Raw genomic sequence first — 15,971 nt, 5'->3', positions numbered from 1 at the left:
ACCGTGAGCAACTGGATCTTATACGACCAACTTGTCGACCTGGTGAGAAGCCACCATCGTGAAGCCTACAGCGGCCTGGTCACCGGCCTCTGCGATCGCCAGCACTCGTTCCAGATCGGTTTCGATCACGGTGATATCGTCCTGCTGACCTACCGCGTCATAAAAGGCATTGACGCGTTGCCGTTCATCATGCGGATCGAGCGCGTCAAGATAACCAACCACCTGGCGCTGGATATCTCGCAGTCGGTCACGGAAAAACTCGATACCAGCGCGATATTGTCGCAACTGACCACAGATACGATCGACGATACCACCACGACGGAAATCAGCAACGTGGGCATCCTGGAGCGCGAGGGGTCGGCGTCTGAGCGGCGTCAGATCGATGGGCGCTTGAAGCGGGCAATCAAAGCTGCCGCGGTGCATCATTTCGGCCCGATCGGGGCGATGGTCTGTGAGGAACACCTGGCCAATCCCGAAGGCGACCTGCGCACCGTAATCACGAATATCACTCTAGACGTCGGTGCGACCCAGGCCGACACCGATGCGTTTCTCCAGTCGATCAGCGAGATCTGAGACCCCGCGCGGTCGGCTCCACGCTCGAAGTCGAGAGCCGGAATGACGGGCAGGTTAGTCGCGCTTCCAGTGGCCGGACTTGCCGCCGGATTTTTCGAGCAGGCGCACGTCGCTGATGACCATACCGCGATCGACCGACTTGCACATGTCGTAAATCGTCAGCAGGGTGACCTGCACCCCGGTCAGGGCTTCCATTTCGACACCGGTCTGGCCGGTGGTCTCGGCCGTGACGGTGCAGTCGATCGCGCAAGCGTCGAGATCGGTTTTGAACTCGACCGCCACGCGGGTCAGCGCCAACGGATGGCACATCGGTACCAGGTCCGCGGTACGCTTGGTCGCCATGATGCCGGCGACGCGCGCCACGCCGAGCACGTCACCCTTCTTGTGCCCGCCCTGCTGGATCAGTTCGAGGGTTTCAGCCTGCATTACAATACGACCACGGGCGATCGCGCGCCTCGCACTCGACGGCTTGTCGGCGATATCGACCATGTGCGCTTCGCCGGCCTGGTTGAAATGAGTTAATTTACTCATGTGCGGAATTCTATCACTTTAACAGGATATAAAGCTCCCGGTTACCGCGCTGGATATTCATCACCATGGCCTTGCCGTTGGTTTCAACCAGCGCAAAGACTTCATCGAATGTACGCGTCAGCTGCTTGTTGATCGAGTAAATGATGTCACCTGTCAGGAACCCGGCAGCATCTGCGTTGGAGCCTCTGTCAACTTTCAGAACTTCGAGATAATCGACGCGCCCTCGCTGCAGGTGCTGTTCCCTGATTTCACCGATGGTTGCACCGGCGAGCTTGGGGTGAATAACGCCGCCACCGAGTTTGTTGATTTCGATCGGCTGAATCAGCACGGGCAGCATGACCTCAGTGCCGTTGCGAAACAGTACCAGTTCGATGGTCTGCCCCAGGCGTTGCAGGCCGACGAGGTTATGCATGTCACGCGCCGAACGAATCGCCTTGTCATTCGCCGACACGATCACGTCGCCGACACGGATCCCGGCCTTGTCGGCCGGCGAGCCGGATTCGATCTGGGTCACGATGAAGCCGTTGCTACGGTTAATGCCGAATGCCTGGGCCAGTTGCGCCGTTAGGTCCTGGCCCTGTGCGCCGAGCCGGCCGCGCTTGACTTCACCGTAACTGATCAGCTGCTGCATGATGTCGTGCGCCATGTTGATCGGGATTGCAAATCCGATACCGATGTTGCCGGTATTTCCCGCACCGTAAATCGCGGTGTTAATGCCGACCAGTTCGCCACGCAGGTTGACCAGTGCGCCACCCGAGTTACCCAGGTTGATCGATGCATCGGTCTGAATGAAATCCTCGATCGATTCGACCCCGAGACCGGAGCGACCGAGTGCGGACACGATACCCGAGGTAACGGTCTGTCCGAGCCCGAACGGATTACCGATCGCAACTACGAAATCGCCCACGCGTAGTGCGCTCGAGTCAGCCATTGGTATATCGGTCAGGTTTTCGCCCGAAACCTGGATGACCGCTACATCCGTATCGGGGTCGCGGCCGATTATTTCGGCGCGCAGTTCACGACCGTCGTTCAGGGTCACGTTGATTTCGTAAGCATCCTTGATCACGTGGTAATTGGTCAGGATCAGGCCGTTTTCGGCATCGACGATAACGCCCGATCCCAGGCTCGCGGTTTCCTGCACGCGTTCAATGCTTGGCACTTCGAAAAAACGCCTGAACAACGGATCGCGTGGTAGCGGCAGCTCGACGCGCCGACGGGCCTTGCCGCGGGTTGCGATGTTGACCACCGCCGCGGTGGTGCGCTCCAGCATCGGCGCGAGACTGGGCAACTTCTGGCCGTCTGCGGCGACCGGCAGGGCAGCCTGCAGCGGCGCATTCAGCATAAATAGCAGTAGTGCAATAACAGCTGGGAAAAAAGCGAGATGTCTAGAACGAACGCGGATTGAAATCAAACTGGGCCTTCATGTCCTGGTAAAACTGTTTTGCTGCGCTGTCGTCCGCGGGCGGCGTTTGAATCATGATTTCGACGAATTGATCGCCCGCCGGCGGTCCCGCCAGTCCCTTGCCCTTGAGCCGCATTTTCTGGCCGGACTGCATGCCCGGCTTGATCTTGAGTTCGACCGGGCCGGACAGCGTCGGCACTTTCAAACTGGTGCCTGCGGCCGCTTCCCAGGGCGTTAATGGCAGGCGCAGGATCACGTCACGACCGTCCAGCTTGAACAGCCGATGCGGCAGGATACTCATCTCGAGGTACAGGTCCCCGGATTCACCGCCGTGGGGTGATGCCTGCCCCTGCTTCGCAAGGCGGATCTTCTGACCCGGGCTGACGCCCTTAGGGATCGTGATCTTGAGCTTTTTCATTTCGCTCGAGCCCGGCGTTTTGGCAAACTGGATTGTCTTGCTGCCGCCTTTGAATGCCTCTTCAAGGCTGATATCGAGTTTCAACTGCAGATCGGCACCGCGGGGCTGGCGCTGACCTTGCCCAAAAGGTGATCCCTGGGATTGATGGAAGCCTTCGCCGAAAATCGATTCGAAAAAATCGCTGAAGTCACCGCCGCTGAATCCGCCACCACTGTAGCCGCCCTGAAAACCGCCCTGAAAACCACCAAATCCACCACCATCGAATTGCTGGCCGTGTTTCCAGTCGGCACCGAAGCGGTCATAAGCCTGCCGCTTTTCGGCATCCTTTAGTACTTCGTAGGCCTCGTTGACCTCTTTGAATTTTTCTTCCGCGTCCGCCTCGCTGTTAACGTCAGGATGATACCTGCGCGCAAGCTTGCGATAGGCTTTCTTGATATCGCTTTTATCGGCGTCACGCTGGACGCCTAAAATCTGGTAATAATCCTGGTATTTCACGGAGGCAACAGTCGGCTATAGTCCTTAATACATAGGAGTATTGTAAGGTTTTTCAAGGTGTCGGGGCCTCGTCCTTTTCCTTTTCCGGTTCCTTTTCAGATACCAGTGGCTCGGCCAGCAACTCCAGTTTTTCGCTTTGCAAATCGTTATGCAGGGGTTCTATTTCGGGGATAGCCTTGGTGACCTTGCTCGATATTTCGGCAAAGCGTTCCACCTTGCCGCGCAAACCCTGGCGACCCGTTAACGCGATGACTGTCTCGTTGAAGTGATTGGTCGCGGCACCGAGGCTACCGCCGATTTTCGCAAGGCGTTCGGTGACCTTGCGCACCTGATTGTAAATATCACCGGCCTTGTCGCCGAGTTCACGTGCCTCGCGCGTGCTGCGCTCCATCGCCCAGAGATTGGCCACCGTGGTCAGGATCGGGATCAGCGTGGTATGTGACACCAGCACGATTCCACGCTCGTAACCATAGGCGAACAGGTCCTTCTCGTACTTGAGCGCCTCGATGTAGGCCGGTTCGATCGGCATGAACATCAGCACAAAACTGGGGCTCCGAATCCCGGTGAGACTGGCGTAGTCCTTACTCTGCAGATCGTCAATATGGCTCTTTACGGCTTTCACGTGCTCGGCGAGTGCCTGCTGATGCTGGTCGTCGGTCTCGGCCGCGACTAACCGATCGTAGGCCGCTAACGAAACCTTGCTGTCTATAATAATGTGCTTGTCATCCGGCAGCTTGATCAGAAAATCGGTTTGCTTGCGTTTGCCCTCCGCATCTTTCATCGAGGTTTGCTTTTCGTAGTGATCATGCTCGATCAGGCCGCTTAGCTGCAGCGTCTTTTCGAGCTGCGTTTCACCCCAGCTGCCACGACGCTGCGAGTCGCCCTTGAGCGCCTCGGTCAGGTTCCTGGCATCGCTACCCATTTTTAAGCCGACTTCGAGAACTTTCCTGATCTCGCTTTCAAGCCGGGTAGTACCCTTGATGGATTCGCTATGCACGTCGTTGACGCGTTTCTGGAAGCCCTCGACCTGTTCGCGAAAGGGTTTCAGTAATGCTTCGAGGGAGTTGCGGCTGGTCTTATCGAAAACGCGGGTCTTGTCATCCAGAACACGGTTCGCAAGATTCTCGAACTCGATTTTCAATTGTTTTCGGTTCTGTTCGAATTGTTCGATTTTCTGTGAAGCGAGCGCCCGTTCTTTCTCCAGCTCGAGTTGCAGGGCCTGCGTCTTCTTGTCGGCCACATGCAGCTGTTCGCGCTGTGAGAACTCGGTTTGCAGGGTTGTTTCCAGGCGAGCCTTCAGCTCGCGGTTGGCAACGTGGTATTGGCGCAAACCATACAGCAGACCGGCAAGCACGAGGCCGGCAAGCCCGACAATTGTCCAGATTAAGTCAGCGTTTCCGATCGCTTCCATTGCATTTACATGGATTCATAAATCACCGCAGTCTAACCGAGATGGATTCCTGTCGCGAGACCTTAGTTTTGCCGATTACACGATCAACCAGGTCCTTAATTATTGTTGCGGGGTGCTGGAACCCCTTCTGGCAGAGAGCAGCGCTACTGCGAGCGCGTCGGATTAAGCGGTAACAGTTCGTCGATGTCGCGATCACCTCCCGGGGCCCCGGTTTCCTCGAGCTGCTGGCACAGCAGCCAGAGTTCACGCCCCTGCCAGCCGATGCTTTCCCCGGCATAGAGGCTTTGATTCAGCCATTCGACCTGGCGCGCGAGATCATCACCCAGTAAAAGTCCCAGCTGGTGCAGGTTGTTCACTTCGCGCGGGTCCAGCAAAGCCCGCCCCCAATCGAGCAGCGCATGACGGGCGTGGGTGGGGTCATCGGCTTCGCAGGCCTGCCGCAGCTGTTTACGCGCTGCACGTAAGCCCGGTTGCTCGACTGCCCGCGAATCCGGGCTACCGGATGTGCGCGATTTAAACCACCAGTAAAGCCCGCTCGACAGCCAGCCACAGGCGAGCAGCAGACTCAACCAGAGCCAGAATTTATTGTTTGCCGCGACCGGGGGTGCCACCTCCGGTATCGATTGCCCCGTGACCGGAGGCGCAACCGCAACACTGGCCGCAGCGTTGACGCTTATCTCACGGGCGGGGATCGTCGCCGTTTCGGGTTTTCCGCTCTCGAGATTCCACCAGGACAGGCTGATTTCAGGTACCCGGTAAGTACCCCCGGCACCCGGAATCAGTGCTACCTTTTGCTCGCGTTTACCCGAAATGCCCTGGTTGGAGCGTCTGTTCAGTAATACCGGTTGATCCGGGTACTGCTTGATACCGTCGATTCGCGCGAGCTCCAGCTCCGGAAGTTGAGCCGCGGTCAAACCGTCGGCAACCAGCGTCAGGCTGCGGGTGATGGGTTCGCCGGCGACGAGATTGTCCAGGTCAGACTGCCACGCTTCACGCAGCTCAAGCCCGGACGCCGGTAGCCAATAGGAACCCGCAAATTCGGGCGGAATCGGTTCGACATCGATAAACACCGGCTGCGAGCGCAGGCGTTTGATTTCACCGCCTGTCCGGAACGGGTCGAAGGCAGAGCTCGACGACAAACGCACCTCAGCCATCACTGGCTCCAGGCCCAGTCGGCCAGCTTGTTGCGGAAACAGCGCAAACTGTTTTTCGAGCACGAGGTAGGATTTGTCGGCGATGCGCGTCTGGTACTGACGTTCATCACCAAGGGGTTCGATGACGACATCCAGGTTATCGGTCGAAATATCCCCGAAATTGTAGGCGGAGACATTGGTTGCGCTCAGCAATCGCAGCGTCACGATTACCTGGCTTTGCACGTAAGCTTCCGGTTTATCGACCAGCAGCTCGAGCACCAGCTGATCTTGCGGTACCGAGGCCAGGCTTGACGGTAGCACCTTGATCTGGAATGGCTTGCTGCGCTCCTTGTCAAAGCGAATCGCCGGGATCATGTATTCACCGATCTGCTTGGCCATCAGCTGCAGGGTCCACTTGACGCTGCGCTGGTACTCGCCGTTGATGATGCTGATGCTGTTGCTGCGATTGTTGGACAGGATCAGGAAATGCTGCTGCAGGATGGAAAAGTCAGGTTCGCGATCGGGGCTTTGATCGAGAGAGAACACCAGCTGGAACGATTCGTTTACCTGCACCGGGTTGCGATCGATGTTGACCTCGACTTCGGCCATGACCTGCTGCACACCCGCGAGCATCAGCAACACCGATACCCCGAGTATTTTTGCGAAGAATCCAGTCACCAGGATTGTGCCTCCGCATCGACACCACCACGCTTGCGATACTGGTATACGAATTTGCGCCGCAGTAAACCGCCCGGGTCATCCGGAATTTTACGCAGCCATTGCTCGGCTGCCTGCTCGGACATTTGTTGATCGAGATCGGCCAGCATTTCATTCTCGGCTGCTTGCGCGTCCTGGTCACTCGCCTGTTCCTGTGCCTCTGACTGTTGCTGCTGCGCTTCATCCGGTGCTGGTTGTTGTTGCGCCTGCTGCCGGCTTTCTTCCTGCTCGCCGCTTTCCGACGGCGCCTGGCCGGCTTGCGCCAACTGCTCGGTCTCGCCTGGTTGTGATTCACCCTGGTCCGATTGCTGCTGGTCTCCCTGTTGCTGTTGCTGCTGGCTGCCCTGCTGCTCACCCTGTTGTTGCTCAGGCTGTTGCTGCTGCAGCCACTCTTCGATTGCCTGCTTGTTGTAGCGCGCATCTTCATGCCCCGGATTTTGCTGCAGCAGCTCGTCATAGGCGGCAAGTGCGTCGTCGAATCGACCCAGCTTCGCCAGTGCGTTGGCGCGATTGTAAGCGGCGGCTTCGCCGTCGATCTGCTCCCAGCCGTCCAGTGCCGACGCGAAATCACCTGCGCGATAGTTTGACGAGGCCTTCCAGTCCGGGTTATCAAACAGCTCGGCTGCCGACGCGTGTTCGCCCTGCGTAAACAACCGGCTGGCACGTTGATCATCGTTTTGCCACCAGTTCTGCCAGTCGAGTGCCTGCGCATCGGGTGGTCCGACCAGTATGCACAGCGGAAACAGCCAGATCAATCCGCGACGAAACACGAGCGCGGCAAACGGTAGCGTAAACAGCACCAGCAGCGGACCCAGCTCGCGCCACAGGTCGGTCGATCGATCGCTCAAACGAGCCTCGCGCTCGTCAATCGATGTCTCCATCATGTAGGCGAGCGTGTTGATATCGATATCACCGGCGCTGAGCGTCGCATAAACACCATCTCCAATTTGCGCAACACGACGCAAGTTATTCTCCTGCAGGCTCGAAATCACGATCGCGCCCTCGCGATCTTTGAGAAAGCCACCATTTTTTAACGGTATCGGCCCACCCTCTTCGGTACCGATCACGAGTACCGAAACCCGCTGCCCCGGTTTGCCGTCCAGCAGGGCTTCGATCCGGCTCAGTTCCAGGTCGCTGAGCCCATCACTGACCAGCAGTACGTCACCGCGTGCAATCCCGCTGTTCTCGAACAGCTCCAGGGCCAGCGCGAGCGCACGATCAGCGCGTGTACCCTGCGCCGGCATCAATCCGGTTTCGAGATCCGGCAAAATTGCCAGGATCGTATCCACATCGCTGGTCAACGGCGTAACGGCAAAGGCATCTGCGGCATAGACGACAAGCGCGGTCTGGCCTTCGTTTCTCAAGTTCAGAATATCAGCAATCTTGTGTCGTGCACGCGCCAGGCGACTCGGCTTGATATCGGTTGCATCCATCGAGCGCGACATATCGAGTGCGATCACCAACGCCGTCTCCTTGTAATATACCGGCTGCGGAAGCTTCTCCCAGGTCGGGCCGGCGAGCGCGATTATGGCCATCAACGCGACAGCGGCAGGAATCCAGCGCATCCCTTCGCGGCGTTGCTGACCACCGGCACTGAGCAGGAATGGTAGCAGGCGTTCATCGATCACGCCGCGCCAGCTTCCACTTTCAAAGCGACGCAGCACTAGCAACCACATCACCATGGCCAGCGGAACCAACAGCAGCAACCATGCCGGCCGCAAAAAGTGAAACTGTTCGATCACCACCGCCTCCACAGGCGCGGCAGCACCAGTAGCGCCGTCAGTATCAGTGCCAGCGCAAGTGGCCATACAAACAATGCCCTCACCGGGCGCAGGCTCTGGGTATCACCTGGCAAAGGCTCGAGCTCGTCGAGCAAGTCATAGATCTTTGCGAGCTCGTCGGTATCGCGCGCACGGAAGTAACGCCCACCGCTTAAGTCTGCGATGGCACGTAGCGTCTTTTCATCGAGTTGCGCCGATGGATTAACGCGACGCAAGCCAAACCATGTGGATTCGATTTGCTCATCGGCACCGATGCCAATGGTATAAATCCTGAGCCCGCGCCGTGCGGCCAGTTGCGCGGCCTTTAACGGCGTGACCTCACCCGCGGTATTGGCACCATCGGTCATTAATATCAAGACCCTCGAATTTTCCGACTCGAGGTCCAGGCGCTTGATCGCAAGCCCGATTGCGTCACCGATCGCGGTACGCTCACCGGCGAGACCAATTGCGGACTCCTGCAGCAGTCGATTGACCGTCTTGCTGTCGAAGGTCAGCGGGGTCTGCAGGTAAGCCTGGGTACCAAACAGAATCAGGCCGAGGCGATCCCCGCGGCGACGCTCGATGAACTGGCTTGCAACGCGCTTGGTAGCCTGCAGTCGATTTACCTGCTTGCCCTCGATTTTGAAATCCGCAGTGCGCATGCTGTCAGATAGATCAACCGCCAACATCAGGTCTCGCCCGCTAATCGGGATCGCGATCGACTCACCGAGCCACTGCGGACGACACGCCGCAAACACCAGCAGCAACCATGCGAGCAGGCTTAAGTACTGGCGCCAGCGGTGGGGATTGGCATCCTCCACCTGCCCACCACCGAGCTGAAAATCCTCGATCATCGGCACCCTCAACGCTGCCTCCTGTTGCAGGCTGCGTGCCGGCAGCAGGAAGTAAACCAGTAACGGCAGAGGTATTAGCATCAGCACCAGCGGCAATTCAATCTGAAACATACGCCTCTCTCCGCGGCAGTGCGCGAATCCAGCGTTCGCAGGCCTGTAACAGGTTGTCGATGTCGCTATCACTATCACGCTGATAACGCCGATGGCCCAGTAATTCCAGCTGTGCCTGGCTGAAGCTCTCGTCGTCCGCCAGCGCCTGCAGCTGGTTTACCCAGGCGTCGCCCGTGGATGCCGCAAATCCCTCGCGTCCGCGGTAGGCGATCAATGTCCGGCGCAGCAGCGCCGCGGTATCCCTGACCACGTCATTGTTACGCTGGCCCGCGGCAAAACGCTGTCGAATCGTTTTCAGTTCCTGCAGGCACAGGCGGTTAACCGGTTTTTGCCGAAGTCGCCGGATCAGCCAGGGTATCATCACTGCCAGCAACACCAGCAGCGCCAGTGTGACCCACCAGCCCGGAGCGGGAGGCCACCATAAACTGGCATCTGGCAGGTGAATGTCTCTCAGTTCCAGCTCGTTCATCGCCCCTGTAACCCCAGGCCGGTTTTCAACTCGGTCAGCATATCGTCATCGGTGGCAATATCGATCAGGTACAGATCCAGCTCGTTGCAAATACTTTCCAGCGACTGCTGGTGCTGGTCGTATCGTTCGCGGTAACGCTCACGGATTTCATTGCTCGCGGTATTGATATCGATGCTGCTATTGCCATCGGTGACGCGGTAGTAACCCGGCGGCGGCAGTACACGTTCGAACGGATCATGGGTGTGTATCATGACCACGTCGTTATGACGCGACAGTTCGACCAGCTGACCACGGCAATCGGCATCGAGGAAGCGGAAATCACTGAACAGGATAACGAGACTGCCCGGACGTGTAACCTGGCGTAAACGCGTCAGTGCCTTGAGTCCGGCCTTGTGCTCCTGCTCGCTGTCATCGGCCATGTCCCAGGCGCGGTGTGCGACCAGTTGCTGGATAAACTGCAGCGCACTGCGTTTACCCCGGGTCGGACGGAACTCGATATGCTGCTGTTCGGAAAACACCAGGTAGCCGAGCCGGTCGCCATGTTGCACACTGCTCCAGGCCAACAGCGCCGCGAGCTTTGATGCCAGCACGGATTTAAAACAGTTGCGGGTGCCGAAAAACATCGAGCGCGACAGGTCGAGCCATAGCAGCACGGGACGTTCGCGCTCTTCGCGATAAATCTTGGTGTGGGTACGACCGCTGCGCGCCGTGACGCGCCAGTCGATGGCGCGAATATCGTCACCGGGTTGATAGGGGCGCGATTCATGGTATTCCATGCCGCGTCCGCGAAACGCGGACAGGTGACCACCCACCATCTGCGCTTTGACCGAGTTTGAAATCAACGGCAGGCTGCGCGCATCACGATTCAAACCGATCAGCGTCGACAGTTTAACCCGGGCTATGTCATCCCCTGTTTCCACGGTTAACCTAGGGCACGGCAACCCGGGCCAGCACGGCATCGATGCAGCTATCGGCAGTCTTGCCTTCGGCCTCGGCTTCAAAACTCAAAATGATTCGGTGACGCAACACGTCGGGCGCAATCAGCTGGATATCCTCGGGCACAACATAGTCGCGGTTGTTAAGCCAGGCATATGCGCGCGCGCAGCGATCCAGCGCCATGGTCGCGCGCGGGCTGGCACCGTGCTGAATCCAGCCGGCCAGTTCATCGCCATAACGTTCGGCGCTGCGCGTCGCCAGCACAATTTCAACAATGTAATCCTCGAGGCTGCTGTCGAGATGTATGTCGAGCACGGCATCGCGCGCCTCGAGCAGACTTTGCTGGCTGATCATCGCGCCCGGCGGCGGTTCGTTAGCCGCCTGCGAACGTGCCTCGCTGCGGGTCAGGGCCAGGATCGCCTTTTCATCCTCCCCGGAAGGGTAGCCGACACGTACGTGCATCAGGAAACGATCGAGCTGCGCCTCGGGCAACGGGTAAGTACCCTCCTGCTCGAGTGGGTTTTGCGTGGCCATGACCAGGAAGATCCGGGGTAACGGGTAAGTCTCGGTGCCGACGGTAATCTGGCGTTCGGCCATGGCTTCGAGTAATGCCGACTGTACCTTGGCGGGCGCACGATTGATTTCATCGGCAAGAATCAGGTTGTGAAACAACGGGCCACGCTGGAAATTGAAACTGCCATCCTGCGGCCGGTAGATCTCGGTACCGGTCAGGTCGGCCGGCAGCAGGTCGGGCGTGAACTGGACGCGGTGAAAATCGCCTTCGATCCCGTCGCCGAGAACCTTGATCGCGCGAGTCTTGGCCAGTCCGGGCGCACCTTCGACCAGTAAATGACCATCGGCAAGTATCGCGATCAGCAGGCGTTCGATGAGCCCCCGCTGACCAATGATCTTGGCGCTCACGGCCTGCCTTAAATTGATAATTTCCTGCTGTGACAAGTCTCGATCTCTCAACTAGCAAAATTATTGAACACCGCGCAGTATGCGCGCTTTAGAGTCCCTTTGGGGGAGAAAAGTTTAACTGATTCGACCGTGATTAAGGAAGCAGATGACCGGTCTTGATCCAGATTACCGTCTCTTCCTCAACGTAGGGACAATGCTCGCTATTGTGTGGGTTGCGTATCCAGGTTCCAGCGGGATAGCGACCATACTCGTCAAACACGGCCCCGGAGAGTACGAAGACTTCTTCCCCGCCATAATGGCGGTGGGTACGCAGGCGCGTGCTGGCCGGCCACTTGATCAGGAACACTGATTCCTGTTCATAATCGTGTAGCGGCATGATCTCGAGCCTTGATTCACCTGGCATCCAGGCGGTGCTGTTGGTATCGATACGCAGCGTGGTGTCATCCGCAGGATCAAACTGGTCGAGCTTGACCAGCAGCACGCAGCCAGGCTCACTGCGGGGCGAATGTTTCGAACCCGGTGGATTACGCAGATAAGTGCCCGCCGGGTAATCGCCGTGCTCGTCTGAAAATACGCCTTCGAGCACAAAGATTTCTTCGCCCAGCGGATGCGGGTGCGCCGAAAAACGGGAACCGGCATCGTAGCGCACTACACTGGTGGTATGTCCGTGCTCCGCGGCCTCGCGCGCGAGTGGTTTGCGCCACACCCCGGTCATCGGGCTAGACTCCCATTCCATCTCGTTGGTATCGACGACGACGGCTTGCTCAAATTGCATATTCAACATAGCTAAAAATTTACTCATTCCGTGGTTAACATTCAATCGACAATGCCACATTTCCTACTAAGATGGGTACATGACGAGGAATTTAAATGACAACTGTTTTGGATAAGAACGGGATCGAGCGCTTGCTCCAGTCAAGTACTCCGGTGCTGATCCTCGAAACCCACGAGGAGCGTCGCGCGATTACCCTGCTTAAAAATATTGCGATATCGATGGGCATACCGGTCTCTACCTGGTCGGTCGCGAGCGGCATGCAGCGTATGGATTTCAATCTCGAAACAGGGCGCGATCTCAAGAAGCCAGACGAGGCGCTGGCCTATATGAAGTCGACCGGATTCGACAGCATTTATATTCTGCTCGACTTCCACCCCTTCCTGAAGGATCCACTGCATGTGCGCCAGCTGAAGGAATTGGCGATGTCGTTCGACAAGGGACGCAGCAAGATTGTGCTGGTCAGCCATGAAATTGAAATACCGGACGAGTTCAGAAAACTTTCCATCGGCTTCGAACTCGACACTCCGGACGAGACCGAACTAACGGAGATAATCCGCGAGGAAGCGATTAATTACACCAACAGCAACCAGGGGAAACAGGTTCAGTTCAACGAAAAGGCACTTGAATTGCTGATGCGCAACGTCAAGGGACTATCGTTTGCCGACGCACGCCGCCTGATTCACGCGGCGATCGCCGACGACGGCGCCATCACGGAAACCGATATCCCCGAGATGATGCGCTCCAAGTACCGCTTGCTCAATCTCGATGGAGTACTGTCCTGTGAAGCCGAAACCAGCAGCTTCGCCGAACTTGCCGGCATGAATAAACTGAAGCAATGGTTGATGCAGCGGGAAAAGTTTTTCCACCAGTCGGTAAAAATGCCCGGCATGGACAGCCCCAGCGGAATCTTGCTGCTCGGTGTGCAGGGATGCGGTAAAAGTGTCGCCGCGAAAGCAGTCGCCGGTGTCTGGAATATACCGTTGTTACGTCTCGATATCGGTCGTTTGTATAACAAGTACTATGGCGAGACCGAGCGTAACATCCGCAAGGCCCTGCAAACCGCGGAGGTCATGGCCCCGTGCGTGCTGTGGATCGACGAACTGGAAAAGGGCATCGCGACCAACGATAACGACGACGGTACCTCGCAACGCCTGCTGGGGACAATGTTGACCTGGATGGCGGAGAATACGCACCCGGTCTTTATCGTTGCGACCTCGAACAATATCGACCAGTTACCGCCCGAGTTGATCCGCAAGGGCCGGCTTGACGAAATATTTTTTGTCGACCTGCCCACGCCCGAGATCCGCCGGGAAATTCTCAAGATACATCTCGACAAGCGCAACCTGGACAAATCGAAACTGGATATCGACGCACTGGCACAACTCACCGATGGTTTTTCCGGTGCCGAGATCGAGCAGCTGGTAGTGTCCGCGGTCTATGCCACCGGCAGCGGTACGCTCGATAACGCGAACCTGGTCGCAGAAATTGAACGCACCCGGCCACTGTCGGTCGTTATGGCGGAAAAACTGGCCGCGTTACGCCATTGGGCGAGCGAGCGCACCGTTTCGGTTGATTGATCGGCATCCTTTCCCGGCGTCATCGAGCCCGTACCAGGATTACCTTTTCGAATTAAAATGACCGGGGCATAAAAAGAAGCAGCCCTTTGGGCTGCTTAATCTTCGGGCTCGGACGGCCTGAATCCTGGTATCTCAGCTCTTACCGATAAAGCCTGGAAGTGCTGAGCCGAACAACTGCACCAGGAGCCGTATCAGCACTGGATAATCAATTGCGTTAGCAAATACTTCATTACTAGTGCAAAAAAGCATTAAACCGGTGCCTGTTGAAATACTAGGATCCTGGTTGCATAAACGAATCACCCAAACAGGGTAAATCATCTAGATTTCAGTGAGTTAGAGACAAGTTTTCATGAGTATTGTGAACTGGCTCACAATTCCTGCAGGCAGCCATCGTGCCCGACTTGATGGTTCACGGAAATCCGCCGGGCTATTCGTATTACTTTCCCTGGTGTCGTCCGCAAAGATTGTACGGTCCGACGCATCGGCTCGAGGGCCCAGTTAGAGCGCCTGGGAGAGCGCCTCGAGACTTGCGCGCGCATCGCCGAACAGCATGCGTGTGTTGTCCTTGACGAACAGCGGATTATCGACCCCGGCATAGCCGGCCGCCATGCCGCGCTTGAGCACCACGGTAGTGTGACCTTTCCAGACCTCGAGCACCGGCATACCCGAGATCGGGCTGTCGACGTCTTCCTGGGCCAGCGGATTAACCGTATCGTTGGCACCAACCACGATCGAGACGTCGATGTCGGGAAAATCGTCATTGATCTCGTCCATTTCAAACACGATATCGTACGGCACCTTCGCCTCGGCCAACAGCACGTTCATGTGACCGGGCATGCGCCCTGCTACCGGGTGGATGCCAAAGCGAACCTTGATCCCCTTGTTGATTAGAGTCCTGGTGATGTCGGCAACCGCGTGCTGCGCCTGTGCCGTGGCCATCCCGTAACCGGGAATGACCATGACCTGTTTGGCACCATTGAGAAGCTCTGCCATTGCCGGGATATCGATGGTCTGCACTTCGCCCTCGAAACTGGGACCAGTAGATGAACCCCCCGAGGTACCGAAACCACCGGCGATGACGCTGACGAAATGACGATTCATCGCACGGCACATGATGTAGCTCAAGATCGCGCCACTGCTGCCCACCAGGGCACCGGTCACGATCAGCAAATCATTCGACAGCATGAAACCGGTGGCGGCAGCAGCCCAACCGGAATAGCTGTTCAACATCGAGATGACAACTGGCATATCGGCACCCCCGATTGCCGCCACCATGTGAACACCAAACAATAACGCAATAACGGTCATCGCGAGCAGTAACAGCATGGCCTGGCTATGATCGGGTTCACCGACGAAGCGCACCGCTATCACCACCACGGCGATGAACAGTGCCAGGTTTAGCCAGTGACGGGCTGGTAACATCATCGGCGCACCACCGATCATGCCGCTAAGCTTGCCGTAGGCGATGACCGAACCGGTAAAGGTCAGCGCACCGATACAGATCCCGATATAGATTTCAATTTCGTGGATGGTTTTCTCGACCCCGACGTATTCGATCGCGGGATCCAGGAAGGTGGCAAAGCCGATCAAAACCGCGGCCAGGCCTACCAGGCTGTGCAATATGGCCACCAGTTCCGGCATTTGCGTCATCTGAACCCGGCGCGACAGCACGAAACCGATTGCCCCACCGGCCACCATCAGCACCAACAGTATTTCGAAGTTTCGGTTGACGAAAGCGATAACCGTGACCAGCACCGCGATGGCCATGCCGATCATGCCGAACAGGTTGCCACGGCGGGCGGTATCGTTGGTACTCAGTCCTCCCAGTGCCAGGATGAACAGCACCGCGGAGGCGAGATAGGAGACCGTAATCAGGCTGGGAGACATA

Annotated in this window: 14 protein-coding genes; 2 read left to right on the top strand and 12 right to left on the bottom strand. The window is 57.4% G+C overall.

Annotated elements, in window-relative coordinates; genetic code table 11:
* Positions 1 to 3: 3 nt before the first annotated feature.
* Positions 4 to 573, top strand: coding sequence for a hypothetical protein (locus OES20_01425; protein ID MDH3633342.1), 570 nt, complete (start codon positions 4 to 6; stop codon positions 571 to 573).
* Positions 574 to 627: 54 nt separating this feature from the next.
* Here OES20_01425 and moaC read toward each other — a convergent pair whose 3' ends face one another.
* The 11 genes from moaC to OES20_01370 all read right to left on the bottom strand — a co-directional run bounded on the left by moaC (position 628) and on the right by OES20_01370 (position 12,515).
* Positions 628 to 1,104: a cyclic pyranopterin monophosphate synthase MoaC gene (moaC, locus tag OES20_01420; GenBank protein MDH3633341.1), complete on the bottom strand. Its 477-nt coding sequence runs from the start codon at positions 1,102 to 1,104 to the stop codon at positions 628 to 630.
* 13 nt (positions 1,105 to 1,117) lie between these two features.
* Complete coding sequence (locus tag OES20_01415; GenBank protein MDH3633340.1) at positions 1,118 to 2,446, bottom strand: Do family serine endopeptidase; 1,329 nt, start codon at positions 2,444 to 2,446, stop codon at positions 1,118 to 1,120.
* Between the two features lie 43 nt (positions 2,447 to 2,489).
* A complete protein-coding gene (locus OES20_01410) occupies positions 2,490 to 3,419 on the bottom strand; it encodes a DnaJ domain-containing protein (protein MDH3633339.1) in 930 nt (309 codons plus the stop codon).
* Between the two features lie 52 nt (positions 3,420 to 3,471).
* Entirely contained in the window at positions 3,472 to 4,830 is a 1,359-nt protein-coding gene (locus OES20_01405; GenBank protein MDH3633338.1) for a DNA recombination protein RmuC, read from the bottom strand.
* A 143-nt stretch (positions 4,831 to 4,973) separates the two neighbouring features.
* Positions 4,974 to 6,641 (bottom strand): BatD family protein, encoded by a 1,668-nt coding sequence (locus OES20_01400; protein MDH3633337.1) that lies wholly within the window; start codon positions 6,639 to 6,641, stop codon positions 4,974 to 4,976.
* The gene (locus tag OES20_01395) at positions 6,638 to 8,422 is read right to left on the bottom strand and encodes a VWA domain-containing protein (protein MDH3633336.1); all 1,785 of its coding nucleotides are present in this window, start codon (positions 8,420 to 8,422) and stop codon (positions 6,638 to 6,640) included. Before OES20_01395 ends, OES20_01400 begins: the two co-directional genes overlap by 4 nt.
* Positions 8,419 to 9,405: a VWA domain-containing protein gene (locus OES20_01390; GenBank protein ID MDH3633335.1), complete on the bottom strand. Its 987-nt coding sequence runs from the start codon at positions 9,403 to 9,405 to the stop codon at positions 8,419 to 8,421. The genes OES20_01395 and OES20_01390 overlap by 4 nt, the downstream gene beginning before the upstream one ends.
* Entirely contained in the window at positions 9,392 to 9,874 is a 483-nt protein-coding gene (locus tag OES20_01385) for a DUF4381 domain-containing protein (protein MDH3633334.1), read from the bottom strand. The genes OES20_01390 and OES20_01385 overlap by 14 nt, the downstream gene beginning before the upstream one ends.
* Complete coding sequence (locus OES20_01380; protein ID MDH3633333.1) at positions 9,871 to 10,794, bottom strand: DUF58 domain-containing protein; 924 nt, start codon at positions 10,792 to 10,794, stop codon at positions 9,871 to 9,873. The genes OES20_01385 and OES20_01380 overlap by 4 nt, the downstream gene beginning before the upstream one ends.
* Positions 10,795 to 10,801: 7 nt before the next feature.
* Positions 10,802 to 11,767 carry a MoxR family ATPase gene (locus tag OES20_01375; protein ID MDH3633332.1) on the bottom strand — a complete coding sequence of 322 codons (966 nt, stop codon included), beginning with the start codon at positions 11,765 to 11,767 and terminating at the stop codon, positions 10,802 to 10,804.
* A 97-nt stretch (positions 11,768 to 11,864) separates the two neighbouring features.
* Positions 11,865 to 12,515 carry a cupin domain-containing protein gene (locus tag OES20_01370; GenBank protein MDH3633331.1) on the bottom strand — a complete coding sequence of 217 codons (651 nt, stop codon included), beginning with the start codon at positions 12,513 to 12,515 and terminating at the stop codon, positions 11,865 to 11,867.
* 86 nt (positions 12,516 to 12,601) lie between these two features.
* Here OES20_01370 and OES20_01365 point away from each other — a divergent pair, with 86 nt between their 5' ends.
* Complete coding sequence (locus OES20_01365) at positions 12,602 to 14,083, top strand: AAA family ATPase (protein ID MDH3633330.1); 1,482 nt, start codon at positions 12,602 to 12,604, stop codon at positions 14,081 to 14,083.
* 498 nt (positions 14,084 to 14,581) lie between these two features.
* Here OES20_01365 and OES20_01360 read toward each other — a convergent pair whose 3' ends face one another.
* Positions 14,582 to 15,970 (bottom strand): NAD(P)(+) transhydrogenase (Re/Si-specific) subunit beta, encoded by a 1,389-nt coding sequence (locus OES20_01360; GenBank protein MDH3633329.1) that lies wholly within the window; start codon positions 15,968 to 15,970, stop codon positions 14,582 to 14,584.
* Position 15,971: the final 1 nt, after the last annotated feature.

Source organism: Gammaproteobacteria bacterium (genome assembly GCA_029862005.1).
In the GTDB taxonomy this organism is placed as follows: Bacteria; Pseudomonadota; Gammaproteobacteria.
The sequence above is the reverse complement of the archived record's forward strand: the minus strand, read 5'-3'. Positions and strand labels throughout refer to the sequence as shown.

Excerpts from the sequence above, each read along its gene's own strand:
- OES20_01385 (MDH3633334.1), bottom strand. The coding sequence starts at position 9,874 with ATGAACGAGCTGGAACTGAGAGACATTCACCTGCCAGATGCCAGTTTA.
- OES20_01405 (MDH3633338.1), bottom strand. The coding sequence starts at position 4,830 with ATGGAAGCGATCGGAAACGCTGACTTAATCTGGACAATTGTCGGGCTT.
- moaC (MDH3633341.1), bottom strand. The coding sequence starts at position 1,104 with ATGAGTAAATTAACTCATTTCAACCAGGCCGGCGAAGCGCACATGGTC.
- OES20_01390 (MDH3633335.1), bottom strand. The coding sequence starts at position 9,405 with ATGTTTCAGATTGAATTGCCGCTGGTGCTGATGCTAATACCTCTGCCG.
- OES20_01370 (MDH3633331.1), bottom strand. The coding sequence starts at position 12,515 with ATGTTGAATATGCAATTTGAGCAAGCCGTCGTCGTCGATACCAACGAG.
- OES20_01360 (MDH3633329.1), bottom strand. The coding sequence starts at position 15,970 with ATGTCTCCCAGCCTGATTACGGTCTCCTATCTCGCCTCCGCGGTGCTG.
- OES20_01415 (MDH3633340.1), bottom strand. The coding sequence starts at position 2,446 with ATGCTGAATGCGCCGCTGCAGGCTGCCCTGCCGGTCGCCGCAGACGGC.
- OES20_01365 (MDH3633330.1), top strand. The coding sequence starts at position 12,602 with ATGACAACTGTTTTGGATAAGAACGGGATCGAGCGCTTGCTCCAGTCA.